This is a genomic window from Luteibacter sp. SVR4-7G (assembly GCF_056755555.1).
The window spans coordinates 12974-36240 of record NZ_JBPGXO010000038.1; the positions used below are offsets into that span (position 1 = coordinate 12974).

The 23267-nt window shown below is 66.4% G+C and carries 25 protein-coding genes; 14 read left to right on the plus strand and 11 right to left on the minus strand.

Translation table 11 applies throughout. The features are described 5' to 3' along the window. Positions 1 to 239 precede the first annotated feature (239 nt). Entirely contained in the window at positions 240 to 1316 is a 1077-nt protein-coding gene (locus ACR9ZH_RS14145) for a LacI family DNA-binding transcriptional regulator (protein WP_481291396.1), read from the plus strand. Here the strand turns inward: ACR9ZH_RS14145 and ACR9ZH_RS14150 are convergent. From ACR9ZH_RS14150 to ACR9ZH_RS14165, 4 genes are all read right to left on the minus strand, one after another. Further along, positions 1313 to 2893, minus strand: a complete 1581-nt coding sequence (locus ACR9ZH_RS14150; protein ID WP_481291397.1) for a Gfo/Idh/MocA family protein — start codon at positions 2891 to 2893, stop codon at positions 1313 to 1315. The two genes, ACR9ZH_RS14145 and ACR9ZH_RS14150, sit on opposite strands and share 4 nt — an antisense overlap. 202 nt (positions 2894 to 3095) lie before the next feature. Then, positions 3096 to 3884 carry an ABC transporter permease gene (locus tag ACR9ZH_RS14155; RefSeq protein ID WP_481291398.1) on the minus strand — a complete coding sequence of 263 codons (789 nt, stop codon included), beginning with the start codon at positions 3882 to 3884 and terminating at the stop codon, positions 3096 to 3098. After that, positions 3881 to 4480 (minus strand): ABC transporter ATP-binding protein, encoded by a 600-nt coding sequence (locus ACR9ZH_RS14160; RefSeq protein WP_481291399.1) that lies wholly within the window; start codon positions 4478 to 4480, stop codon positions 3881 to 3883. The genes ACR9ZH_RS14155 and ACR9ZH_RS14160 overlap by 4 nt, the downstream gene beginning before the upstream one ends. Positions 4481 to 4513: 33 nt before the next feature. Beyond that, on the minus strand, positions 4514 to 6112 hold the full coding sequence (locus tag ACR9ZH_RS14165; protein ID WP_481291400.1) for an ATP-binding protein: 1599 nt from the start codon (positions 6110 to 6112) through the stop codon (positions 4514 to 4516). Positions 6113 to 6327: 215 nt separating this feature from the next. Here ACR9ZH_RS14165 and ACR9ZH_RS14170 point away from each other — a divergent pair, with 215 nt between their 5' ends. From ACR9ZH_RS14170 to ACR9ZH_RS14200, 7 genes are all read left to right on the plus strand, one after another. Next, entirely contained in the window at positions 6328 to 6618 is a 291-nt protein-coding gene (locus tag ACR9ZH_RS14170) for a hypothetical protein (protein WP_481291401.1), read from the plus strand. A 226-nt stretch (positions 6619 to 6844) separates the two neighbouring features. Then, positions 6845 to 7630 carry an alpha/beta hydrolase gene (locus ACR9ZH_RS14175; RefSeq protein ID WP_481291402.1) on the plus strand — a complete coding sequence of 262 codons (786 nt, stop codon included), beginning with the start codon at positions 6845 to 6847 and terminating at the stop codon, positions 7628 to 7630. Positions 7631 to 7721: 91 nt separating this feature from the next. Continuing rightward, positions 7722 to 8501 carry a thiol:disulfide interchange protein DsbG gene (dsbG, locus tag ACR9ZH_RS14180; protein ID WP_481291403.1) on the plus strand — a complete coding sequence of 260 codons (780 nt, stop codon included), beginning with the start codon at positions 7722 to 7724 and terminating at the stop codon, positions 8499 to 8501. A gap of 203 nt (positions 8502 to 8704) precedes the next feature. Beyond that, positions 8705 to 8878, plus strand: a complete 174-nt coding sequence (locus ACR9ZH_RS14185) for a hypothetical protein (RefSeq protein ID WP_481291404.1) — start codon at positions 8705 to 8707, stop codon at positions 8876 to 8878. Positions 8879 to 8974: 96 nt separating this feature from the next. Next, complete coding sequence (locus ACR9ZH_RS14190) at positions 8975 to 9379, plus strand: hypothetical protein (RefSeq protein WP_481291405.1); 405 nt, start codon at positions 8975 to 8977, stop codon at positions 9377 to 9379. Positions 9380 to 9532: 153 nt separating this feature from the next. Further along, on the plus strand, positions 9533 to 9934 hold the full coding sequence (locus ACR9ZH_RS14195; protein WP_481291406.1) for an MAPEG family protein: 402 nt from the start codon (positions 9533 to 9535) through the stop codon (positions 9932 to 9934). A gap of 32 nt (positions 9935 to 9966) precedes the next feature. Continuing rightward, positions 9967 to 10932 carry a GlxA family transcriptional regulator gene (locus ACR9ZH_RS14200; RefSeq protein WP_481291407.1) on the plus strand — a complete coding sequence of 322 codons (966 nt, stop codon included), beginning with the start codon at positions 9967 to 9969 and terminating at the stop codon, positions 10930 to 10932. Here the strand turns inward: ACR9ZH_RS14200 and ACR9ZH_RS14205 are convergent. Continuing rightward, positions 10929 to 11843, minus strand: a complete 915-nt coding sequence (locus tag ACR9ZH_RS14205) for a LysR substrate-binding domain-containing protein (RefSeq protein WP_481291408.1) — start codon at positions 11841 to 11843, stop codon at positions 10929 to 10931. The genes ACR9ZH_RS14200 and ACR9ZH_RS14205 overlap by 4 nt on opposite strands. 105 nt (positions 11844 to 11948) lie before the next feature. Between ACR9ZH_RS14205 and ACR9ZH_RS14210 the strand changes: the two genes are divergently transcribed. Further along, entirely contained in the window at positions 11949 to 12347 is a 399-nt protein-coding gene (locus ACR9ZH_RS14210; protein WP_481291409.1) for a tautomerase family protein, read from the plus strand. 56 nt (positions 12348 to 12403) lie between these two features. Here ACR9ZH_RS14210 and ACR9ZH_RS14215 read toward each other — a convergent pair whose 3' ends face one another. Beyond that, positions 12404 to 12904, minus strand: a complete 501-nt coding sequence (locus ACR9ZH_RS14215; protein ID WP_481291410.1) for an OsmC family protein — start codon at positions 12902 to 12904, stop codon at positions 12404 to 12406. Between the two features lie 237 nt (positions 12905 to 13141). Between ACR9ZH_RS14215 and ACR9ZH_RS14220 the strand changes: the two genes are divergently transcribed. The 4 genes from ACR9ZH_RS14220 to ACR9ZH_RS14235 all read left to right on the plus strand — a co-directional run bounded on the left by ACR9ZH_RS14220 (position 13142) and on the right by ACR9ZH_RS14235 (position 16235). Further along, positions 13142 to 13546 carry a hypothetical protein gene (locus tag ACR9ZH_RS14220; RefSeq protein WP_481291411.1) on the plus strand — a complete coding sequence of 135 codons (405 nt, stop codon included), beginning with the start codon at positions 13142 to 13144 and terminating at the stop codon, positions 13544 to 13546. Between the two features lie 147 nt (positions 13547 to 13693). Further along, a complete protein-coding gene (locus tag ACR9ZH_RS14225; RefSeq protein WP_481291412.1) occupies positions 13694 to 14551 on the plus strand; it encodes a sensor histidine kinase in 858 nt (285 codons plus the stop codon). A 33-nt stretch (positions 14552 to 14584) separates the two neighbouring features. Then, complete coding sequence (locus ACR9ZH_RS14230; protein ID WP_481291413.1) at positions 14585 to 15454, plus strand: hypothetical protein; 870 nt, start codon at positions 14585 to 14587, stop codon at positions 15452 to 15454. Positions 15455 to 15470: 16 nt separating this feature from the next. Continuing rightward, positions 15471 to 16235: an SDR family oxidoreductase gene (locus ACR9ZH_RS14235; protein ID WP_481291414.1), complete on the plus strand. Its 765-nt coding sequence runs from the start codon at positions 15471 to 15473 to the stop codon at positions 16233 to 16235. Positions 16236 to 16244: 9 nt separating this feature from the next. Here ACR9ZH_RS14235 and ACR9ZH_RS14240 read toward each other — a convergent pair whose 3' ends face one another. From ACR9ZH_RS14240 to ACR9ZH_RS14260, 5 genes are all read right to left on the minus strand, one after another. Then, positions 16245 to 17930: a hypothetical protein gene (locus tag ACR9ZH_RS14240; protein WP_481291415.1), complete on the minus strand. Its 1686-nt coding sequence runs from the start codon at positions 17928 to 17930 to the stop codon at positions 16245 to 16247. A gap of 78 nt (positions 17931 to 18008) precedes the next feature. Further along, positions 18009 to 18143 (minus strand): hypothetical protein, encoded by a 135-nt coding sequence (locus ACR9ZH_RS14245; RefSeq protein ID WP_481291416.1) that lies wholly within the window; start codon positions 18141 to 18143, stop codon positions 18009 to 18011. 28 nt (positions 18144 to 18171) lie between these two features. Continuing rightward, positions 18172 to 20364 carry a TIR domain-containing protein gene (locus ACR9ZH_RS14250; protein ID WP_481291417.1) on the minus strand — a complete coding sequence of 731 codons (2193 nt, stop codon included), beginning with the start codon at positions 20362 to 20364 and terminating at the stop codon, positions 18172 to 18174. Between the two features lie 110 nt (positions 20365 to 20474). Continuing rightward, positions 20475 to 21260: an OBAP family protein gene (locus ACR9ZH_RS14255; protein ID WP_481291418.1), complete on the minus strand. Its 786-nt coding sequence runs from the start codon at positions 21258 to 21260 to the stop codon at positions 20475 to 20477. Positions 21261 to 21378: 118 nt separating this feature from the next. Continuing rightward, positions 21379 to 22410, minus strand: a complete 1032-nt coding sequence (locus ACR9ZH_RS14260; RefSeq protein WP_481291419.1) for a L,D-transpeptidase — start codon at positions 22408 to 22410, stop codon at positions 21379 to 21381. A gap of 195 nt (positions 22411 to 22605) precedes the next feature. On the opposite strand from ACR9ZH_RS14260, the gene ACR9ZH_RS14265 reads away from it, so the two are divergent. Next, positions 22606 to 23265: a glutathione S-transferase family protein gene (locus ACR9ZH_RS14265; RefSeq protein ID WP_481291420.1), complete on the plus strand. Its 660-nt coding sequence runs from the start codon at positions 22606 to 22608 to the stop codon at positions 23263 to 23265. The last annotated feature ends 2 nt before the right edge of the window (positions 23266 to 23267 follow it).

The window sequence follows — 23267 nt, forward strand, 5'->3', positions numbered from 1 at the left end:
CGCCGAAAATGTATTCGATTACATCCTGCGGTCCGTGAGCCCGGAGCCCTTCACCCGCATGGATTCGTAAGTTCCCCCGGGTCACCTGCTGGCAGGGCCCCGAACATGCCAAGATGTAGCAGATGGGTGAAGAAGGCCGCAATGGTTTTATGTAATCCATTACATTGCGGTGCAGCATATCCGCGGTGTCGCGGACCAAATCGTCCGCGACACCGCGATCGGCCAAAGGGTGGAAACGCGTGAGTGCAAAGGGAACATGGCGCAAGGGGCAAGGCGACGACGATGGCCAACGCGGCGATGTTGCGCCGCAGCCCGCCCGCGTGCGCACCGTCAAGGAAATCGCCGCCATCGCAAAAGTTTCAGTGGCAACCGTTTCCCGCGCACTGCAGCGTCCGGAAGTGGTGAGCGAGGAAACACGCCGGCGCATCCACGAAGTCGTCAAGCGCCTGGGCTACACGCCCAATGCGCTGGCGCGCAATCTGCGAACGGCGCGGACGCGGCTGGTCGTCGCCCTGCTTCCCGACATCGCCAATCCGTTCTTCTCGGAGGTGATCCGCGGCATCGAACAGGTGGCTTACGAGAACGGCTACTCCGTGCTCCTGGGCGAAACGCAGAGCAGCCTGGTGCGCGAGCAGACCTATGCCGACATGGTCGCGGCCCGCCAGGCCGACGGCATCATCACCATGTTCCATCGCATACCGGCGATCCCCATCGAGGGCCGCCTGCCGCTGGTCAATGCCTGCGAATACGTCAAGGACAGCGCCATCTCGAGCGTCTACGTCGATAACGTCGCGGCGGCCGCGGCGGCCGTCGATTACCTCGTCACCCTGGGGCACCGCGACATCGCCTTCATCGCAGGCCCCTCGTCGAGCCCGATCTGCGTCGACCGCGAGCAGGGTTACCGGCTCGCGTTGCAGCGCGCGGAGATCCCCGCCAACCCTGCCCTGGCCGCCGTCGGCGACTTTTCCATCGAAGCCGGCGAGCGCGCCGTCGAGTTGCTGCTTGCACAGGGCCAGTCGTTCAGCGCGGTCTTCTGTTCCAACGACGAGATGGCCATCGGTGCGATGCGCGCCCTGCTCTCGCGCGGATTGCGCATCCCCGAAGACGTCTCGGTCGTCGGCTTCGACGACATCCGCTTCTCCCGCTACACCTCGCCGCCGCTGACCACCGTCTCCCAGCCGAAGAACGCGCTGGGCCGCGAGGCCATGACGATGCTGATCGAGTTACTCAACGATCCGGAGGTGCCGCCGCGCAAGCGGGTGCTGTCCGCCGAACTGGTGGTGCGCGGGTCGACCGGGCCTCGGGGCGGACGCTAGAGCGTCCACCCCGCGCGGTAGTCGCGACGCAGGAACTGGTTGGCCTCAGCCCGGTTGGTGACGCGCATGTTCTGCGCGTCGTACTCGATCCTGCCGCCCCCGCGCAGGGCCACGACACCCAGGAGCATGATTTCCGTCAGCTGCGCGGCGTAGGAGAACGGCGAAGTGGTCTGTCCCTTCCCCTTGCAGGCGTCCACCCAGTTCATCTCGTGCGAGGTCTTGATGCGCGCGTACTTCTGCGGGGGCGTGCCCACCGCGTCATGCAGCGACTGCGGCAACAGGCGCGGGTTGTCGCCGTACGTCTCGTGGATCAGCTTGCCCTTGGTGCCGACGTAGAGGACGCCGCCGTCCTTCATCTGTCCGGCGCCCATCGCTTCCAGGCCCGGCGGCAGCAACGCGCCGTCGTACCAGGTGAGCTTCACCGGCGGCATGCTGCCGCGTGCGGGGAAGTCGAAGTAGGTCATCGTCGCCATGGGATACGACTCGTGCTTGAACGGCGTCGAGACGGTTTCCACCGAGGTCGGGAGGCCGAGGTTCAACGACCAGAACGGCGAATCGATCAGGTGCGCCCCCATGTCGCCGATGGCACCCACGCCCCAGTCAACCCAGCCGCGCCAGTTGAACGGATGGTAGAGGGGGTGGTACTCGACGACGGGACCGGGACCGAGGAAAAGATCCCACTCCAGTCCCTGCGGCTTCGGGTAGTTGCCAGCCATGGCATTGGCGAGCCGCGCCATCACCGCGTCCATGTCCCAGCTCGCATCGTCCGGCTTCGCCACGGGCTGCGGGCGCGGGATGCCCTGCGGCCAATAGGCGAGCGGGCGATTCGTCCAGGCGTGGACCTCGTGCACTTCGCCGATCGCCCCGGCCGCGATGTATTCGTTGATCAAGCGGGCATCGTCGGTGGAATGCCCCTGGTTGCCCATCTGCGTGACGATCCGGGGGTTTTCCTTTGCCTTCCTCGCGAGCTCCCTGGCTTCGTGGATCGACCAGGTCAGCGGCTTCTGCACGTACACGTGCTTGCCGAGGCTCATTGCCGTGCTGGCGATCGTCGCATGCAGGTGGTCCGGCGTCGCGATGACCACCGCGTCGATGTCCTTCTGCTCTTCGAGCATCCGGCGGAAGTCGGTATGGCGCCGGATCGAATCGTATTTGCGCGAGAGCAGTTTGGTCTGCTCGATCCTGTCCTGCAGCTCCTTCCGCTCTTTCGCGGTCTGCGCCTTCTCGAGGCGCGCCTGCATCTTGCCCACGTCGGCGAACATCCTGCGGAACGACTTGTCGGTATAGCCCCAGTCCACGTCGCACAGCGCGACGATGTTCTCGCCGGCCAGCGCGCGGATGTTCTGCCCGCCCATGCCGCCGACGCCGATGCCGGCGATGTTCAGTCGATCGCTGGGCGCCGTATGGCCGGGCCCGCCCAAGACATGCCGGGGCACGATCATCAATCCGGTCGCGGCAAGGGCCGTGCCCGCGAGGAAGTGACGGCGCGAGATCCTGACGCCCGCCTGTGCGTCTCCGGGCGTCTCCATTGCGGGGCGGGCCCGCTCGTCATTATCGATCTTCGATTTGTCCGACATATGCGCTGCGATCTCCGTGTGGCTATCAGGAAGCGGTCGGGACAAAGCCCGGATCCAACAGGGAAGCTGGAGTTGATAGCGTAGATTGCCGCAGGATTCAACGTGATCCGCGAACGGAAACGCGCACCCATGTCCGAAGTCACACTCCCATCGACTGATCTCGCGAGCGCAGGGCGACGGCGCGCCGGTCCGCGCGGATGGATTAGCGCAAGCGGCCGAGCCGCAACCGCTGCCGGTCATCGGTAAGGCGCGAGGCGGCGAGAAAGGCAGTGCCGACTGCCGCGAGGCAGCTCGAACCGGTGAGCAGGATGATGAGGAGGATCTGGTACTTCACGGCTTCCACCGGATCGGCACCGGCCAGCATCTGGCCGGTCATCGTGCCGGGCAGCGTGATGATGCCTGCGGCGACCATCTGGTTGATCACGGGCACCATGGCACTGTGGATGGCCCGGCTCACGACCGGCGACGATGCTTCGCGGAAGGTCCGGCCCAGCATCAGCTGGGCCTCGACGGCCTCGCGGCGAAGCCCGACGTTGTCCAGTACGCCCGCCAGGGCGATGCTGCTTGCGTTGAGGATATTGCCAAGCAGGATGCCGCCGACGGGAATCGCATAGCGGGGGTCGTACCAGGGGTCGGGGCGGATCGCCGTCATCAGGGCGAAGGCTGTCGTAAGCATGACCACGCCCAGCACATTGGGCAAGGCCACCCAAAGGTTTCCGCCGGCCAGCCGGCGGACGGGCCGCACGGCCGCTTCGCGTACCGCGATCAACGCCATCACGAGCAGCACGATCGCCGTCAGCGAGGCCGAGCGCTCCGCAAAGACGAAGCGCAACAGGTATCCCACAGCGACCAGTTGGACCACCATGCGCACGGTGGCGATGGCCAGTGCGCGATGGAAGCGCAGGCGCAGCCAGAGCGAGAGTGCGCCGTCGATGACGAGCAGCGAAGCCGACCATGCGATATCGGTGGCGTGCAGGCTCAGCGGTGTCATGAGCGTTCCAGGACACCGTCGCGCATATGCAGGATCTGCTCGGCGCAGCGTTCCGCCTGGCTGGCGTCGTGGGTGACCATCACGACGGTCAGTCCTTCCGCCATGCGCCGGCGCAGCAAGGTTTCCACTGCAAGGGTCGCCAGGGGGTCCAGCGACGAGGTCGGCTCGTCCAGCAACAAGACCCGGGGCTGCGCCAGCAGCGCGCGAACCAGGGCGAGCCGCTGCCGCTCCCCCGTCGAGGCCTCGTCCACCGGACGGCTGAACAGGCGGGAGGGAAGGAACAACTCGCTTGCCAGTGCGTCGCGCGCGCCGGCTTGCGCGGCGGCGAAGTGCTCGTCTACGCGCTCCGCCCACCAGCCACTGCGGGCCGGAACCAGACCCACCCGGCGGCGCCAGTCCACGCCGCTCATCGCGGCGCGGTCCTCGCCATCGAGCGAGACGCTGCCTTCGCTGGGGTCCAGGTCGGCGAGCAAGCGCAGGAGCACACTCTTGCCTGAGCCCGAAGCGCCGCTGATGGCCAGGCACTGACCACGCGCCGCGCTGAAGCTGAAAGGGCCAGCGAGGTGGCTGCGCAGGCCGCGGACGTCCAGGCTCAATGGGGTTCCCTCGCGCCCTGGTGGCTCAACGACTCAGTTCGGCGGGGATGCAACTGAAGACGCGAACCGCGCAGCGACGGCATCGATAGCGGAGGCCAGCGCCGCCCTGTCGAACGGCTTGGAAAGCCGCGTGATGGCCGGATCGTCCGTCGAGATCACTTCCGCATAGCCGGTGGCCACCACGATGGGCAGGTCCGGCTGGAGCCGGCGCAACGCTTCGGCAAGCTCGGCTCCGGTCATGCCAGGCATCGAGAAATCCGTGAGCAGCAGGTCGAACTTTCCGGGTGTCTCGAACGCCACGATGGCGTGCTTGCCCGACTCGGCGGGAACCACCACGTGGCCCATGTCCTCGAGCATCGCGCACAGCGTTTCCCGCACCAGGGAATCGTCGTCGACGGCCAGGATGCGCAGCGAAGGTCCCCGGTTTACCGTTGAGCTTTCCTCGGCAGCCGTGGGGCCAGCGCTGCTGGGCTGGCTCGCCGCCACGGGGAGGAACAGCGTGACGTTCGTTCCCTTTTCGAGCTCGCTCTGGATGATCAGGCGGCCGTTCGATTGTTCCGCCAGGCCATGGACCATGGACAGGCCGAGCCCCGTCCCTTTGCCGACGCCCTTTGTAGTGAAGAACGGGTCGGTGGCGCGGGCTAGCGTCTCGGGCGACATGCCCTGCCCGTCGTCCACGACCGAGAGGGAGACATAGCGGCCCTCCGGCAATCCGGTCGGATGTCCGGGCCTCACATGCTCGACCTTGGCCGATATCTCGATGCTGCCGCCCGAGGGCATGGCATCCCTGGCGTTGACGAGCAGGTTCAGCAACACGAGTTCGAGCTGGTGGGGGTCCACCAGGGCGGGATCGAGCGACAGCGGAAACCGCGTGCTCACGGCGATGCGCGAACCCAGCGTCGTCTTCGTCATTTCCCTCATGCCGTGCACGAGGGCCGGGATGTCCACTGGCGTGGGCCGGAGTTCCTGGCGTCGCGCGAACGCCAGCATGCGCTGCGTGAGGGAGGCGCCACGGCTCAGGCCGGCCATGGCGGTCTGGAAGATGGATTGCGTCTTCGCATCGTCGGGGAGGCGCTGGCGTAGCAGTTCCAGCGCGCCCTGCACGGCCATGAGCAGGTTGTTGAAGTCGTGCGCCATGCCGCCCGTCAGCTGGCCCACCGCTTCCATCTTCTGCGACTGGAACAGCGCCTCGCGAGCTTCTTCGAGTTGCCTCGCGGCCGCCCGCTGCTCCGTCACATCGCGGGTGACCTTTGCGAAACCGATGAGGTTGCCGTCATCGTCCAGGATGCGGTCGATGACCACATGCGCCCAGAACCGGGTACCGTCCTGCCTGACGCGCCAGCCCTCGTCTTCGACGCGGCCGGTCGATGCGGCGATCGACAGGTTGCGCTCCGGAATACCGGCGGCCCGATCCTCATCGGTGTAGAACTGGGAGAAATGGCGGCCGATGACATCGTCTGGCAGGTAGCCCTTGATCCGCTCGGCACCCGAGTTCCAGCTGGAGACGTGCCCGGCCGGATCGAGCATGTAGATGGCGTAGTCGGCGACGCCCTGGACGAGGATCCGGAACTGGGTCTCGCTGGTCCGCAGACGTTCATCCGACGCCGATTTCCCGCCCTTCTCCTCTCTCATTCCAGCCTCTGTCTTTCAATCACGAATCGCGCCGAGCGAAATAGTCTGGGCTAGGCTGGAAAATTGGTTGTTAACCTGGCGTCAAGTCCGATCCCGGGAAACGCCCCCGAGGTCGCTGTACCAGCCGCCCGGTCGGTTCACGTTGCCGCAAGGCGTTCAAATGCAGACTCGACTGGCACCGATCCCGGTTCCACGTCTCGTGAGGAGATAGATCCATGCGCAACTCCGCCCTGCTGCTCGCCGCCGCCTTCGGCGTTGTCCTCGCCTCTCCGGCCTTCGCTTCCGACCGGCCGGACCCCGGCAAACTGACCACGCGCTGCCTGGATGCCGCGGCGGATAAATTCGATGTGAAGAACGATTACATCCAGCTCCAGCCGGTCAAGGCCGCCGAGTCCGGCTACTCGATCTCGGGCACCGCGGATGCGGGCATCGACGGAAAGAAGAATTTCACCTGCGAGTTCGACAAGAAAGGCAAGCTGGCCAACCTCGTTCCCGAGGGCAAGTAACAAGCGGCGCCGTTGGCCGCGCAGGGCGGCCAACGGCTTCGCACCGACCTGCTTCACCGCATTGGTGCAAGGGACTCACCGCACTGGTTCATCTGCCGTCCCTAGCGGACCCGGCCAATCTGGCCGATCGTTCTTACCCCGACATCATCCTCACCCCCGCACGGCCGGAATGCTGCCCGTTTCGTGACCGGGCGGTGTTCGCCCGTGGATGGACTGGAGCGTAAGAATGCACAAGCCGCTGCGCCGACTCTTCCTTGCCGTTCTATTGGCGGCAGGGACGACAGGTACACCCGCCCATTCTCCGCCTGCCCGCAAGCCGGTCATCGTCGTCGTGCACGGCGCCTGGGTGAACGGCAATGGCTGGCGCCCTGTCCATGATCGACTGGCGAGCGACGGCTACGAGGTGGTCGTCGTCCAGCACCCCATGACCTCGTTCGAGGCCGACCTTGCAGCGGTGAAGCGTGTGCTTGCGTTGCAGGCGGGCCCCCTGGTACTCGTCGGCCACTGCTACGGCGGTGCCCTCATCACGAATGCAGGGAACGATCCGAAGGTGAAAGCCCTCGTCTATATCGCGGCACACGCCCCCGATGAGGGCGAAACGCCTCTCGGCAACGACCGAAAGTTCGTGAACCCCGCCAGCCACGCAGGCAAGGACGTGCGCACGACCGCCGACGGCTTCCTGTACTTCGAGCCATCGACATATGCCGAAGACTATGCCGCCGACCTCGATCCGGCCACGGCACGATTCGAAGCGAGCGCGCAGGTACCCACTGCGTTGAGCGTGTTCGAGACCGTCGCAACGCATCCCGCGTGGAAGGACAAGCCGAGCTGGTACATGGTCGCGGGGGCGGACAAAATCCTGAGCCCGGAGCTCGAGCGCATGTATGCGCGGCGCGCCCGCAGCCGCACGGTGGAGGTCGACGGCGCCAGCCATTCGGTATACCAGTCGCATCCGGCGGAGGTCGCGGCGCTCATCGAGAAGGCCGCCGGCGCCGTCGCGGACGCGCCCTGAGGTTCGCGGCGGTCGCGGCATGCGCCGTGAAAGGATTCGTTACACTTGCCGGTCTGAGTTGGACACCCTGACCGAAAAGGAATGACAAGGAATGATCATGAACCACCGGCGGCAACGCATCCGAGCCCTCATTGCCACGAGTGCCATGGTGATGGCGGGCTGCAGTTCAGCCGCCGACCAGGCTCAGCCGCCCGTCCTCAAGGCATTGCAGGACCAGGGTCTGACCAACGTCAAGGCATTCGACGCGGGCAAGGACGTGCAGGGCTTCGCCGGCGTCATCGGCGAGCAGCCGATGGCGGTCTACGTGATGCCGGACGGCAGCGCCATCGTGGGAACACGGGTGGATTCCAAGGGCAACCGCATCGATGAAAAGACGGTTGCGGGACTCACCGTCAAACCCATGACGGACAAGATCATGAAGAACCTGTCCGAGGCGAAGTGGGTGCTCGACGGCAAGCCAGCCGCGCCACGCATCGTCTACGTGTTCACCGATCCGAACTGCCCATACTGCCACGACTTCTGGAAGGCCGCGCGCCCGTGGGTGGAGTCGGGCAAGGTCCAGTTGCGCAACCTGCTCGTCGGCGTGATCCGCGAAGACAGCCCGAACAAGGCCGCATCGATCCTGGGCGCAGCCGATCCTTCCGCCGCCCTGACGAAGAATGAACTGAGTTTCTCGCATGGCGGCATCGAACCGGCCAAGACGATTTCCGACGCCGTGCAGAACCAGCTCGATCGCAACCAGATGCTGATGCTGTCGCTGGGCTTCCAGGGTACGCCGGGTATCGTCGCGGCCGACGCCGATGGAAAACTCGTGAAGCTCAGTGGCTTGCCACGGGATGGAAAACTGGACGAAGTACTCGGTCCGAAATGACCGGGGGGTATTTTCTTCGCGTGCGTTGACTTCGTCTTGTGCGGGCGTTGCCGCGCGATTCAGGCACCTGACCGCCGGTTTACGGATGGCTGAACCGGAACCGTTGCTTCACGCGTCGCAGCATGGTCCGGCAATTGACCGCGCCGCATGCAGCGGGTCACGCTGGTTCCGTGTGCACCACGCACCGAATGGAGGACCGGCTCATGAAACGCACCATGCTCGTGCTGACCATGCTGATGACCATGGCGTCGCTCAGTGGCTGCATCATCGCACCGCACCGTCCTTACGATGGTTATCGGCATGATGGTTACCATCACTACGATCGCGATCGCTGCGACAGCCGCTACAGCGATTGCGGCCGTGGCTGGCGGCGTTGACACGCCCGCTAGCGGCCGATGCAGTGCCCCGGTCCGCCGAGGACCGGGGCACGCGCCTGGAATAGAATCGTGCCACCGGAATCACTGGAGCCGATCATGACCTCGCCTGCCCGCTTCCTCATCGCGCTGGCAATCGGTGCAAGTGTCACCGGTCCCGTCTGGGCGTCGAAGGACGATCCGGCCGCCGCGCTGGCCGAGCTGACCGCGGGCCGCATTGCCGGCAAGCCGCAGCGCTGCATCAATCTCCCCGCGGTATACGACAGCAGGGTGATCGACAAGACGACCATCGTGTACCGCATCGGCAATACCAACTACGTCAACCAGGTGAAGTCGGGCGCCAACGCGCTCAACGACGACGACGTGGTGGTGACGCATTCGTTCGGCTCGCAGTTGTGCGAGATGGACACGTTGAAGATGGTGGACCGGTATGGTGGCGGGCTACGCGGTTTCGCGATCCTCGGGCCATTCGTGCCGTACAAGGTCGCGCCAAAGAACCCATAAGCCGTTTCGGCGGGCCACGCTGTTTGTACGCGACTAGCCCGGGGGCATCGCAGGATCTTGCGTCGCAAATACCGTCAAAGTTGGCGTTTGCGACGATACCGGCACCGTCTTCCACGGGTCAGACTCCGCCTTCCACACCTACAGGCGGGCAACATGAAGCTCACACCGGAACTCCATGTACTGACTCTCGTTTGCGTCGTGACGGTTCTGATGTGGATCCCCTACATCGTGGCGAGGATCCTGACACGCGGCCTGGGCCGCACGCTGGCCAATCCCGATCCCTCGTTCGCTCCCGATCCCGCATGGGCCGAACGTGCGCGCCGCGCGCATGCCAACGCGGTGGAAAACCTGGCGGTGTTCGCGCCGCTGGTGATCGTCGCCGCGCTCACCGGCGTGAGCACGCCGGCGACGGTACTGGCGGCGAAGGTCTATCTGTGGTCGAGGGTGGCGCACTACGTCGTTTACACCGCGGGCATTCCGATCGCACGTACACTCGCCTTCGCAACGGGATTCGCAGCGACCCTGGCTATTGCCGGAACCGTGCTGGGGGTCTGATCCTCACCGCCTCAATTTCAGGCCACCACGACATGCGCATCCTGATACTCGCCCTGGACGGTCTGTTCGACACGGGGCTGGCTGTCACGCTCGACGCCCTCGCGGCAGCGAACGACGTGTCGGCACGGGCGATGGGCGGTGCATTTCGCTTCGACGTGTCGATCGTGGGCGTGCGCAGGAAGATCCGCTCGGGACAGGGGTTCATTGTTCCGGTCGATCCCATTGACCACTGCGCGAGGCCGGACTGGGTGGTGCTGCCGGCCCCCAACGCCACGACGCCGGAACAAGTCATACCCGCGCTCGCACGGCCGGATGTCGTGGACGCGCAGGCGCAATTGTTGCGGTGGCATGCGGACGGCGTGCCGATCGCGGCGTCGTGCATCGGCACGTTCCTTCTTGCCGAAGCGGGTCTGCTCGACCGGCGCGCGGCCACCACGACATGGTCGCTCGCTCCGCTGTTCCGGCAACGCTATCCCAGCGTCGCGCTGGACGAATCGCGCATGCTGGTGCCGACCGATATCGGCGTCACCGCGGGCGCCGCGATGGGTCACCTCGATCTCGCGCTATGGTTGATCGGACGGATGAGCCCGGAGCTCGCGGCGATGGTGTCGCGGTACCTGCTCGCGGACATCCGCTCGTTGCAGGCGCCGTACATCATTCCCAACCACCTCGCGATGGCCGACCCGCTGATCCTCCGGTTCGAACGCTGGTCGCGGGACAATCTCAGGGGCGGGTTCTCGTTACAGGAAGCGGCTCGCGCGCTGGCGACGAGTCCCCGCACGTTGCAGCGGAAGTGCGAGGCGGTGCTCGGCAAGTCGCCGCTGGCGTACTTCCAGGATCTTCGGGTGGAGCGCGCGCGGTCGTTGATCCATGGCAGCCGCATGCATGTGGATGCGATCGCGGCGGAGGTCGGGTATGAAGATGGAGCGACGTTGCGCACGTTGTTGCGCAAGCGCCTCGGGCGCGGGGTGCGGGAGCTTCGCGCCGACTTGCGCTAGGGCGGCGTGCTTCTCGTGAGCCATCCGCCGGGAAGGGTTTCGCGCAGGGTCTGCACGATGATCGCGCTGAGCTGCTCGCCCGAAGGGCCAATGTCCTTGTCGGCGCGGTAGAGCGCGAGACCCAGCGATGGCAGGTGCGGCAGGCCGTACCCGGTGGCGTCGAGTTGCCTGACACTGGCGGGGCAGCCAATCGGCGTGCGCAGTGCGATGCCGAGACCTGCCGCGGTGGCGGCCCAAAGGCCACCCAGGCTCGGGCTCACGAAAGCGATGCGCCAGGAAAGGCCGTGGCGGTCGAGCTGCTCGCACGCAAGCGTGCGCAGAAGGCAAGGTGCTTCCAGGGCGACCAGCGGCAGCGGCTCGCTCGTCCCGGAACGCCAGCCGGGTTCCCCGCTCGCGGCGCCTAGCCAGCACAGCGGCAGCGAGGCGATGCGTTGCGCGCCGGCACGCGCGCTGTCCATGTCCCACGCCAGCGCGAGGTCGAGATGTCCCGAGGCGACCTTCTCCATCAGCTCGGCGTTGCGCGCGATGCGGCCTTCGATCCTCACCCTGGGATGCGCGCGGGCGAAGCGGCCGAGCACCTGGGGCAAGACCGTTTCCCCGAAATCCTCCTGCAGCCCGAGGCGTATCCAGCCTTCCAGTTGCACACCGCGCACGGCGCTCACGGCCTCGTCGTTGAGTTCCAGGAGGCGGCGGGCGTAGGAGAGGAACGACTCACCGCTGTCGGTCAGGCTCAGCCCCCTTCCCGACTTACGGACCAGGCTCGTGCCCGCCTGCTCTTCGAGCTTCTTGAGCTGCGCGCTGACCGCGGAAGTAGAGCGGCCCAGCCTCTCCGCGGCGCGCGCGAACGAGCCGACGTCCACGCCGGTGACGAAACTGCGCAGGGCGTCCATGTCGAGATTGGTGGTGCGCATGGGACCATCCCGTTTTTCAGGAACGACAGTCCTGAATAATTCGATTGTCGGGACGATGGTCGCGCCCGATAGTGAGGGTGTCAATCGTTCACCCTGGAAGCCGTCATGCCCTTCACTCGCGTATCGCTGCTGGCGGGAAAGTCGCCCGCCTATCTTGCCGCCATCTCCGACAGTCTCGACCGGGCCCTCGTCGAATGTTTCGACGTGCCGGAGACGGACCGCTTCATGGCGTTCCACCAGCACCAGCCGGGCGAACTGGTGTTCGACCGCACGTACCGGGGCGGACCCCGTTCGGACGACTTCGTCCTTTTCCACGTCACCACGGGCAAGCAGCGTTCAGCAGCCACCAAGGAACGCTTCTTCCAGGGGCTGGTCGAGCGGCTGGCGAAAGCGCCCGGCATCCGGCCCGAGGACGTGATGATCATCATCGCGAATTCGGAATTCGAGGATTGGTCTTTCTCCTCCGGCGTGTCGGGGGCGGCGCCCCGTCCCGCCGAGGAATGATCGCTATGCGGTTTCGCCGTCACGACACCCTGCACCAGGCCAGGCGGTGAGCCTGCTCATGCCGTCGCGGTCGGGTCTACCTCGCGGCAGGACTGGTCCATGGCCTTGGGGTGGGTCCGATCGCACGGACGGCCGTCGACCACCGGCAAGGGCTGCGGGGCCATGCGGGTGACGATCTCCGCACCGGCGTGCAGCGTCTTGCTCACCGGGCAGGCTTCCGCGATCACCAGCAGGCGATCCCGCTGCGCCTGAGTCAGGTCGCCCTCCAAGAACACATGGCGCTCGAAGATGTCGCGCGAGGTGACCTCGTCGCGCCGATGCGTCACCGAAGCCTGCACGCGGCCGAGCGGCAACGCTTTGCGCCGGGCGTACATGCGGATCGTCATCACGGTGCACGCGCCGAGCGCCGCACTGAGCAGGTCGTAAGGCGTCGGTCCGGATGCCATGCCGCCCAGGTCCAGCGGTTCGTCGATGAGGATCGACGGACCCTGGCCATGCGCCCTGACCTGGAAAAGGCCCTGCCCTGTTTCCTCGACGATCACCGGGTTCGACGTCATGGGATGCTCCTGTGGGAAGACGCCGAGAGTACCGCCCTCCTCCCGCCGGCGATAGAACGATCCATGGACGGCGCGTCGCGCCGGGTTCGCGCGAACGAGACATACGTGAAGCGCCGGCCCCGGCAGTTCAGCGACGTGTTGCCGCCCTGCACGCGCCAGTGCCGCGACTTCATCACGACACCGGAAGAATGACCCGGCGCCCGACCTCCGGGCGTGCAGAAGACACGGGAGACGAGCATGAAAAAGATCCTGATCACCGGCATCGCGCTGGCACTGTCCACCGCCGGCGCGTGCGCCATGGCCCAGTCCGCGAGTTCTTCAGGACAGGCTACCGACCCCCAGCATAAGCAAGGCTCGCAGACGCAGGACGCGACCCGCATGGGGCAGCAGCGCAATCCGGCAAGCGCGAGCACCGCCGGCACGTCGTCCAGCATGGGCACGCAGGGTTCGCAGGGCACGCAAGGCGAGCACCGCAGGAACACACATGATCGCGGGCGCTCGGGCTCGTCCAGCGGCGCCTCGGGGACGGGTACGCCCACATCCTCGGGCACGCCGACCTCGAGCGGGACGGCGGGCGGGACAACCGGCGGCACCTATCCGCCTTCGCAGCAGCCGCCGACGCCGCAAGGCGGTCAGCGCTGAAGGTTTGCCGGGGCAGGCGGAGCGCGGTCTCCCCTGCCTCGCGGATTGTTGCCCCACGTGCAACATCGTGGTCCGTCTTCGCCGGCTAGCGAAGACGGACCCTCGTGCCTACCCTGCGAGCCTGGAAACGTCGCATGAGGTAAGGCCATGAGCCAGGACCAGTCCGGCACGGCCCGTGGACTGCGGGCAGTTCGCGGCGACACGCCCGCGATCGCGGCGGAGAAAGACCTGTTCGTCGCGATGATCGCGCACGAACTGCGGCAACCCCTGGCGGCGCTGGCGATGCAGGCGGACGTGCTCCGGCGGCTGGGTACGCAACGCCAGGACGAGCCGTTGCTGGAAATGGGCGAAGAAGTCCGCGCTACCGTCCATCGGCAGACGCGGCTGGTGAACGACCTGCTCGATCTCTCCCGCGTACGCCTGGGCAGGCTCGCACTGGACATGGCGCCGGTGGCGCTGGGCCCGCTGGTGACCCGCGTCGCCACGTCCATGACCAGGGCCGTCCCCTCGGTGGAACTTCGCCTGGACGTGGGTCCCGTCGTCGAAACGCTGGCATGCCACGCCGATGGTGTCCGCGTGGAGCAGATCCTCAGCAACCTCCTGGACAATGCCCTCAAGTCCGTGGGCGCGCACGGCGTGATCGAGGTGCGCCTCGTCGCGGAGGGCGGTTTCGCGCGCATCGCGGTGGCGGACACGGGCCGCGGCATGGCGCCCGGTGCCGTCGACAATCTCTTCCAGTTGTTCGGGCAGGAGCACGGGCGTTTCACTGCGCATGGTGCCGGCCTGGGCATCGGCCTTGCCCTGGTCCACGAGCTGGTTCGCGCACACGGCGGGCGTGTGGATGCGCACTCGGAGGGTATCGGCAAAGGCGCGACATTCACCGTGTGGCTGCCGCTGTCGGCAGACGAGGGGCGTGTGGCACGGCACGATGGACGGCCACCTTGGCACGCAGCGTCCGGCGATCCGTCCCGCACGTACAAGCCTGCGAACCGGCGATCTGCTTAGATACGTGGCCAGCTACCCACGGGACGACGAACCATGCAGCACATCCTCTTGCAGACCACCATCGAAGGCGACAGCGACGACTGGCACATCGGGCGCTTCAGCCTCCTGAAGACTTTCCTGGAAAACATCCGCGACGAAAACGGCGAGCAGGCATTCCGTGTCACCGCGCGCAACCGCGCTCCCCTCGGAAAGGCCGATCCGGTCCTGTCGCGCCTGCACGAATCCGGGTATGGGCAGCTGTGGCTTTTCGCCGTCGACGTCGGCGACGGCCTCAGCAGCGAAGACTGTGCCGGCATCAGCCGGTTCCGCCGAAACGGGGGCGGACTGCTGGTCACCCGCGATCACATGGACCTGGGCAGCTCCATCTGCAATCTCGCGGGCGTCGGCGCCGCTCACCACTTCCATTCGCGCAACCCCGATCCCGACACCACCCGTCACCAGATAGACGATAGCTTCACCACCGCGATTTCCTGGCCGAACTACCACTCCGGCGCCAACGGCGACTACCAGCGCGTCGAGGTAGCAGGCCATCCGCACCCGGTGCTGCACGATCCCGAATCGCCCTCGGGCCTGATCGAGTTCCTTCCCGCGCATCCGCACGAAGGTGCCGTGGGCGCGCCCCCGGACGATCCCACGAGCCGGGTCATCCTGAAGGGACGCAGCCAATGCACCGCCAGGGACTTCAACATCGCCGTCGCGTTCGAACGATCGAAGGCGGGTGGCCGCGCCATTGCGGAATCCACCTTCCACCACTTCGCCGATTACAACTGGGATACCGCGGCGGGTTGTCCTTCTTTCGTCTCGGAAGCGCCGGGCGACGGCCTGCGGCGCTTTCCCGAGGCGCTCCGTTCCACGCAGCGGTACGTGCGGAACATCGCATTCTGGCTGTCTGGCCAGGACTGACACACGAGGCAAGCACATGAAGATCGTAGTCTTGGGCGGCAGGGGCCTGGTTGGCCGGAACATCGTTGAGAGATTGCGCGCCCAGGGCCACGAGGTGACCGCGGCGTCGCGCGCCACCGGCGTGGATGTCATCACGGGCGAAGGTCTGGATGCGTGCCTCGCCGGCGCGGACGTCGTGATCGACGTCACCAACTCGCCCACCTTCGACGACGTCGCGGCATTCGACTTCTTCCGGACTGCCATCGTCAACCTCCTCGAGGCCGAGATCGCCGCGGGGGTGAAGCACCATCTCACGCTGTCGATCGTGGGCACGCAGCGCCTGGAGGACAGCGACTACCTTCGCGGCAAGGCCTTGCAGGACCGGATGATCCGCGCGTCCGGCATTCCCTTCACGATCCTGCACGCCACGCAGTTCTACGAGTTCCTCGTGGCGATCGTCACCAATGCGCTGCGCGACCAGACCATCCGGCTATCCCCCGCCTATATCCAGCCGGTGGCATCGGACGACGTCGCCGCCCTGATGGCCATGCTGGCCGTCGGCGAGCCACTCAACGGTTCGATCGAGATCGCCGGACCCGAGCGGGAACGCATGTCCGAACTCATCCAGCGCTTCGTGATCGACATGGAGGCGCCTTGCGACGTGCGGACCGATGCCAATGCACCCTACTTCGGCGCCGTCCTCGACGAGCACAGCCTCGTGCCCGGGGACGGCGCCTTGCAGGGCGAGATCGGATTCCAGGCCTGGCTGGAGCGATCGGAGTTCTCCCGCGTCGGCTGGTGACGGCTCCACTCACAGTTTGCTGTGCTCGACCTGCCGGTCGCGCTGCATCAGCGTCCACTCCGCGTGCTCGGTCAGCGCGGCATCGCCCAGCGCGTGCAGGATGGCACGTTGCCTGGCCGGATCGTCCGTGCGATCGAGCGCCGCCCGCGCACTGGCGAAGATGCGCTGCATGAAGCGGTACTGACGGATGAGTTCGCGATCGGCCTTGCGGTATGCATAGGCTTCGCGCACCGCGGCCATGATGGAGAGCACGGCCATCACGGTCACCAGGGTCACTTTCGTTTCGACGCCGAGATTCGTGGCAAACAGGGCCAGGAATACGCTGATCGCCATGCCGCCCCACAGGCTGATATGTCCGACGGTGGTGGTGATGTGGTGCAAGCGGATGCGCTCTTTCGCCTTGCGCTCGTAATAGTCGAGCTGGCCCGACTTGCCCGACTGGCCGACCCATTCCTCGATAACCTCTCCGAGTGCCGCGTCGCCCGGCTCCTCGGGATGGGTCGATGGATAAAGGCTGGCTGCGCGCATCACGTTGCGGATCCAGCCGAGTTCGATGTTCTGCTTCTGCAGGAAGTTGTCGTGGGCGAATTCATGATCGGCATCCGGCGCGATGCCGGCGCGGCGCCAGCAGGACTGGATCCGCAGGCCCTCCGCGAGTGCGCGGTAATCCAGGTATTTCCGGTGCCATCCCCGATGCCGTGCGAGGAGCGCCATCGCGCCGCCGGTGGCGAACAGCAGAAGGAACAGGTAAATGAGCGAGTCGTGCGCAGGTACATGGGCATAGAAGGTGAAGGCGATGCCCATCAGCGCCGCGACCGTGTAAGTGACGCGCAATGCCATCACCACGCGCTGGCGGAAATGCATGGCCAGCCAGTCCGCCGCATGGAACACCTGCTCGATCAGGGCGGTGGAGGCACAGGGCGTGACGCGCAAGGAAGGCGGCGCGTTCGCGATCCGGGCGGCATGACGCGCGCACTCGAGATTGAATTCCGCCATGCGCGTGAACATGAGCTCGAAGTCCTCTGGCATGCGCGCGTGCATCGACGGGTCGTCGCCCGTGCGCCATCCGGAGTCCAGTGGCTGAAGACCAGGCGCGGGGCCTCCATCGCGGCGCGAGCAGACGACGTGATAAAGCAGGCTCTCGGTACCGCCGCCGATCACGTGACGGCGGTGCGGGTGGCGCTGGACGAGGCCGGGCAGTACACCCGTAAGATGGTATGTCACGATCTGCGCGGTGCCGCCGAAGCCGCCTGCCTCGTTGCCGTCCCACAGCGCCAGCAGGATGTGGCAGTGGCTGGCGATATAGACGCCTGCCGTGGCGTACTGGCGATCGCGCTCGACGCCGGGCGCGGAGATCGCATGACGCGGCGTGTCCATCAGGCGTGGCAGCAGCACCACTTCGGCCTGGTCGCGAAGTCCTTCGAAAGAGCGACGCACGTCCGCGTCGCCGAAATCGTCCATGTAGAGGTCCGGCGGCAAGGGCAATGGCGCCATGAGCCGTGCGCCGATGGCCAGGGCTTCCCGGGCGACCAGCTGGTCACCGCCCTCGGCGAGCGACGACAGGACCACGATCGGCAGGTCGGGAAACCTGTCCTTCAACGCGGCGAAGAAATCGCGCACGCGCTGCCGGATGTCCTGCAGTTCTTCCGGCGCGATATCGCGATGGCTGGTGACACCGACGACCAGGGGAATCATGGGCGAGTCCATGGATGGTGAACGACGTGGACAGTTCAACGGCTCGCGCTGCGCCCCCGGACGCCGCGCAGCGTTGCGTCAACTCGGTTTGATCCCTCCCTTCGTCGTCAGGTCCGCGTTGTCGCCGGGAACGGTGGTCTTCTTGGGATCGGGCGCCTTCGCCGGGGGCGGGGCTTGCCGTTCGGGTTTGTTGTTGCCGGGTGTGTTGGACATGGTCGTCTCCCATGATGTGGAACGGTCCTTACCGGTTTGCTGCCGCCTCTCCATCGCCGGCCATCCATTGACGCTGGAACTCCTGGTTGGACGGGTATTCGATTGCGTGCTCGCGAAGCGCGGTCAACAGGGCGGCGTCGCGATAGCCTGCGGACTGCAGGCGCTCGATCAGGGGCGATGCCTCGGCACCTCTGCGCAGCGACAGCAGGGCCAGCGTCTGCAGGGCAAGAAGACGCGGGTCGCCCTGCCCGCTCTTCGCCGAGGCCATCGTTCGCAAAGCCGTTTCCCTGAGGACGCGTGCTTCGCCGCCGGCCGTCGCGTCGGCCTGTGCCAGCAGGGCGGATGCCGAGGCAAGGAGGAGGGGGCGGTCGTCGGGCGCCTTCGCGAACAACGGGCGGAGCATGCGCGCGGCTTCCTGCGCCTTGCGGCGGGCTCCTGCGTTGTCGTCGATGAGCCGCGATTGCGCCGCATGCTCGACGAGAGCCTCGGCGTATTCACGCTGCCATGTGGCGTTCGCCGGGTCCATGGCCGTGAGCCGGGCGAAGATGGCTTCGGCTTTCGTCGTCAACCGGCCGGCGGCGAGGAGGTCGCCATCGAGGCGCCGCAGACGGGCGAGCTGGGTGCCATACAACGCGATCTGTTCCTGCAGCTCGGCGTTGCTCGCATCCACCGCCGCCAGCGACGTCGCGATATCCACAGCACGTTGCAGCCGCTCCATGCCCGATGCCAGGTCGCCTGTCATCGCCTGCGTGCGTCCCAGGATCGCGTGCGCGGTCAACAGGCGACTCTGCCGGTTCACGTCTTTCGGCTCCTCAGCGGCGAGGCGCACCTGGATGCGCTCGTCTTCGCCGTACTTCCTCACGGCTTCGGCGAGATCGCCACGCAGCAGCGCCAGCTTGCCGATGTTGTTATAGGCGGAGCCGAGCGATTCGCCCCATTCCGCGTTGCCCGGCTGCGCGGCGACGAGGCGCCGCATCGCGTCGAGCATGCGGCGATACTGGACCTCCGCTTCGTCCAGGCGGCCACGCGCCTCCATCACGTAGCCGATGTTGTTGTCGACCAGGGCCAGCTGGAATGCGATGTCGAGGTCGGCCGGAGCATGGCCAGCGGCACGTGCGAGGATGGACTTGGCCGACGCGAAGCTCGCTTGCGCTGCATCCAGCTTTCCCTGTCGCCAGTACACCATGCCGATCAGGGTCTCCACCTCGGCGTGTGCGAGCCAGTGCTGCGCACCGGGAGCGCTGGCAGCGAGTTTCTCGCCGATGGCACGCGCTGCCTGGTAGGAGGTCATGGCGGCGGTCAGCTGCCCCTGGTCCACGCGCACGCTCCCGATCTTTTCCAGGGCCTTCATGCGCTGCGCCATCGCGCGGTCGCCGAGGTCTTCATCGGAGCGGGCCTGGAAATACGCCATGGCCTTGTCGTCGACGGCTTCCATGATGTCGAGCCGCGACGCTTCGGAAAGCTTGTCGTTGAGGTCGCCCAGCATGAAGGCAACCAGGTCTTCCGCCTCCTTCTGCCGCTGCTTCGCGGCATCGCGCGCCGCGAGCGCGGCGAGCGCCAGGGCGCCGGTGACGGCGGTGACGCAGACGGCGACGCTCGCGAGAGCCACGGCGCGGCGCGCGCGCCTCTGGTAGTCCCGGCGTTTCAGCGCGTCCAGGTCCAGCCCCAGCAGGCCTGCGACAAGGCGATACTTCGCTTCGCTCCTGCTGTCCTTGCCGGGTCTCACGTCGGCGGCGATGGGTTCCACCGCTTCGTCGGCCACCGTGCCGTCCGGCTGCCGGCGCTGGCGCAACGCCGGCGCGAAACATTCTTCCTCTGCCTGCGCAGGATCGAGACTCGCGTTCGGCTCGCCGGCCACGATCAGGCAGTAGATGCGTTCGCCGCGCCCCAGGCGCATGAAGGTGGCGACCTCCTCGTTCACCCAGCGCGAGGTCGCGGCGCTCGGCGAGCAGACCACGAGCAGGCTCGCGGATTGCGCCAGTGCCTCGGTCACTTTTCCACCCAGGTCGGCTGCCGTCGCGAGTTCGTCGCAGTCGCGAAAGATGGGAGCGATGCGGCGCGGTACCGGGCCGAAAGGCGTGGACGTGCCGACCAGCCGCCGCGGCACCACGTAGCCTTCCAGCGCCCGGTGCAGCCAGCGTGCCCAGGACTCGTCCCGGTGGCTGTAACTGAGGAAGGCACGGTACCGGAATGCCGGCACGGCGGTGGTCTGGGCCGTCACGGGGGTACTCCCCAAGCACATGGGTTGCGCAACCCTTTCCGGCTGTCACGCGAACGTGGCGGCCGGGCCGCAACCGGACCCTGACGGATGCGGGGATTACGCTAGCACCATTAGTGTGACGGGTGTCGCGTTTTCACGGAGCTTTCACCGATCGGCCCGCCGTCATGGGCGGCTTCCGTGGGATCGGCAAACTGGATGACCGTCCCGTGCTGCCAGGCGTCGGCGCCCGGCGCGACAGGCGGCGGCTTGATGTCCTCCCTTTGCTGGCGCTCCCGCGCCGTATCCACGCCAAGGCGCTCGTCGCGCGCGCGGACCATGGCCTGGTCGATCTGGCCGTCGCGGGTGAAACCCATCATCAGCTGCGGCACGCCGAGGGGGAGCTGCTTGTCCTGGTCGGTATGCCAGGTGTGGAAGGTCTTGCCGTAAGTGCCGGCAAGCTTCTCCATCAATTCGTGCTCGGCAACGTCCGGCAAGCCGGGCGCAACGAGTTCGCCCGAGGTGACTTCGTAGGCATGGCTGTGCCAAAGCGCTTTCTCGGCGTCGGGCAAGGTGGCAAAAAGCTTCGCGCTGATGATGTATTCCACGCCCATGATCTTCGCGTTCGAACCGTTGCCGTCGTAGATGACGCACTGGTTCACTTCCTCGTTGAGGACCGCGCAATAGTGGTGGGCTTCCATCTGGCCTTCCATGTGGCCGCTGTAGAAGTGGAAGCCGTCCAGGTACATGTCGAGCGCATTGAGCGGCGGCGCGCTCTGCAGCATCGCGGCGCCGGCTTCGAGTACGCGGGTTTTCGCGGACTTGTCCGCTCCCGGCGATTGCACCGGCGAATCCGTGTCGCCGCCCTTGCACGCGGCGAGGACGATGAGCAACGGCAGCAAGGGGATGAGGCGCCGCATGATCGAGTCCCTCCTGGTGGGGAGGAAGGACGGTCCGATACATCGGTTAAACGCGGCGTGGAGCGGCGGCGGAGCGAGCCGCACCTACCTGAACGTATCGCCCCGGTACGCGGATCGCTCAACCGCCCGGCGGATTGGAATCGATGACTTTCACCTTCCCACCCGTGGTGGAAGGCTGGATGCTCTCGTCGGTGGCCAGCAGCACCGATCCCGGCGAAAGCAACGGCAGCACCTTCTCCATGAATTCCCGCGGCACCGCGACGCGATCCACGAGCGCTTCGTCGACCACCTTTCCGGCCTCGTCGCCATGTCCCGGGATGCCGATGGTGATCCAGTTGGGCATGCGCAGGCCGGCACGCGTCGGCGCGTCGGGCATGTAGCCGGCCGCGACGATGAAGGCATGGGTACCGGTCAGCGGATCGGTCACCTGTACACGGCTGCGGCCGATCTCGATGCCGTTGCGGAGCACGATGACCCTTCCGTCGGTCACGCTCATCACCATGGAGATCGGTCCCGTCGGCGATGCTTCCGGCGTCCACCGGTAGGTTTCGCCGGTAGAGAGGGGCGGAAGGTCAAGATCCGCGCCGTTGCGCGGATCGATCGGGATCACCGCGCTCGGATGCACCACTGTCACGGGCGCGGTGCCCTGCTCCGCGACGACCACCGTCATGCCCATGTTGGTCGCTTCGAACAGCAGGCGGGCGAACTCGGTCGGCATGTGCACGCAGCCATGCGATTCCGGGTACCCCGGCAATCCGCCCGCATGCAGCGCCACGCCGTCCCAGGTGAGGCGCTGCTGGTAAGGCATCGGGGCATTGTCGTAGGTCTTCGAATGGTGGTCCTTGTCCTTCTGCAGGATGGTGAACACGCCGGTGGGCGTCTCATGCCCCTTCTTCCCCGTGCTCACCGTGGTGACGCCGATGAGGATGCCGTTGCGATACGCGTAGGCCCGCTGCTCGGTAAGGCTCACGATGACCGCCATCGGACCGGCGCCGCCCGGGCGCCCGCCCCAGATCCACTGACCCGGCTTCAGGTCCGCCGGCGGCGTATCCGCCGGGCTCGACTCCCTGGCACCCCAGACGGGTACGCTGGCGACGGCGGAGGTCGCCACCGCAATGGATATCGCGATTCCCATGAGCAGGCGTTTCATGCGTGGTTCCTCGTTCCCCGGATGCGCGGAGGTTAACGGGCAGGTACCCGTTGGGCGAGTATCGATCGCCTGTCACTTGGCCGATACGGCTCCGGCGGGCCGATTCGCCGCGCGGCCGCACGGATCCGTCCCGCCGTGTCGATTTCCGGGAGCGCCGTTCGACGCGTATGGGTAACCCCCAATCCGGTGAATCCGATGACCCTGAAGCTTTATGCCCATCCGTTCTCCTCCTACTGCCAGAAGGCCCTGACCGCCATCTACGAGAACGGCACGCCATTCGCATGGAAGATGCTTTCGCCGGAGCACCCAGAGATTTACGCGGAGTTCGCCGAACTTTGGCCGCTCAAGCGTTTCCCGGTCCTGGTCGACGGCGAACGCACCATTACCGAGGCCACCTGCATCGTCGAATACCTCGACCTGTATCACCCGGGACCGGCCCCGATGCTCCCGGCGGAGCCGAAGGCGGCCCTCGAGGTGCGGCGCATGGACCGGTTCTTCGACAACTACGTTTCCACGCCCCAGCAGAAGATCGTGTTCGACGCCATGCGGCCCGACGGCCACCACGATGCGCGGGGCGTGGCCGAGGCCCGGGAGATGCTGGGACTGGCGTATGCGTGGCTCGACAGGCACATGGCCGGACGCGAGTGGGCCGCACTGGACCGTTTCACCCTGGCCGACTGCGGTGCCGCCCCGTTCCTTTTCTACGCGGACTGGACGCACCCGATCGATACGCGCTTCGAACACGTCCACGCGTATCGTCGGCGCCTGCTGGCCCGCCCCTCGTTCGCACGCGCCGTGGACGAGGCCCGGCCGTACCGGACGCTCTTCCCCCTCGGCGCCCCCGACCGCGATTGACC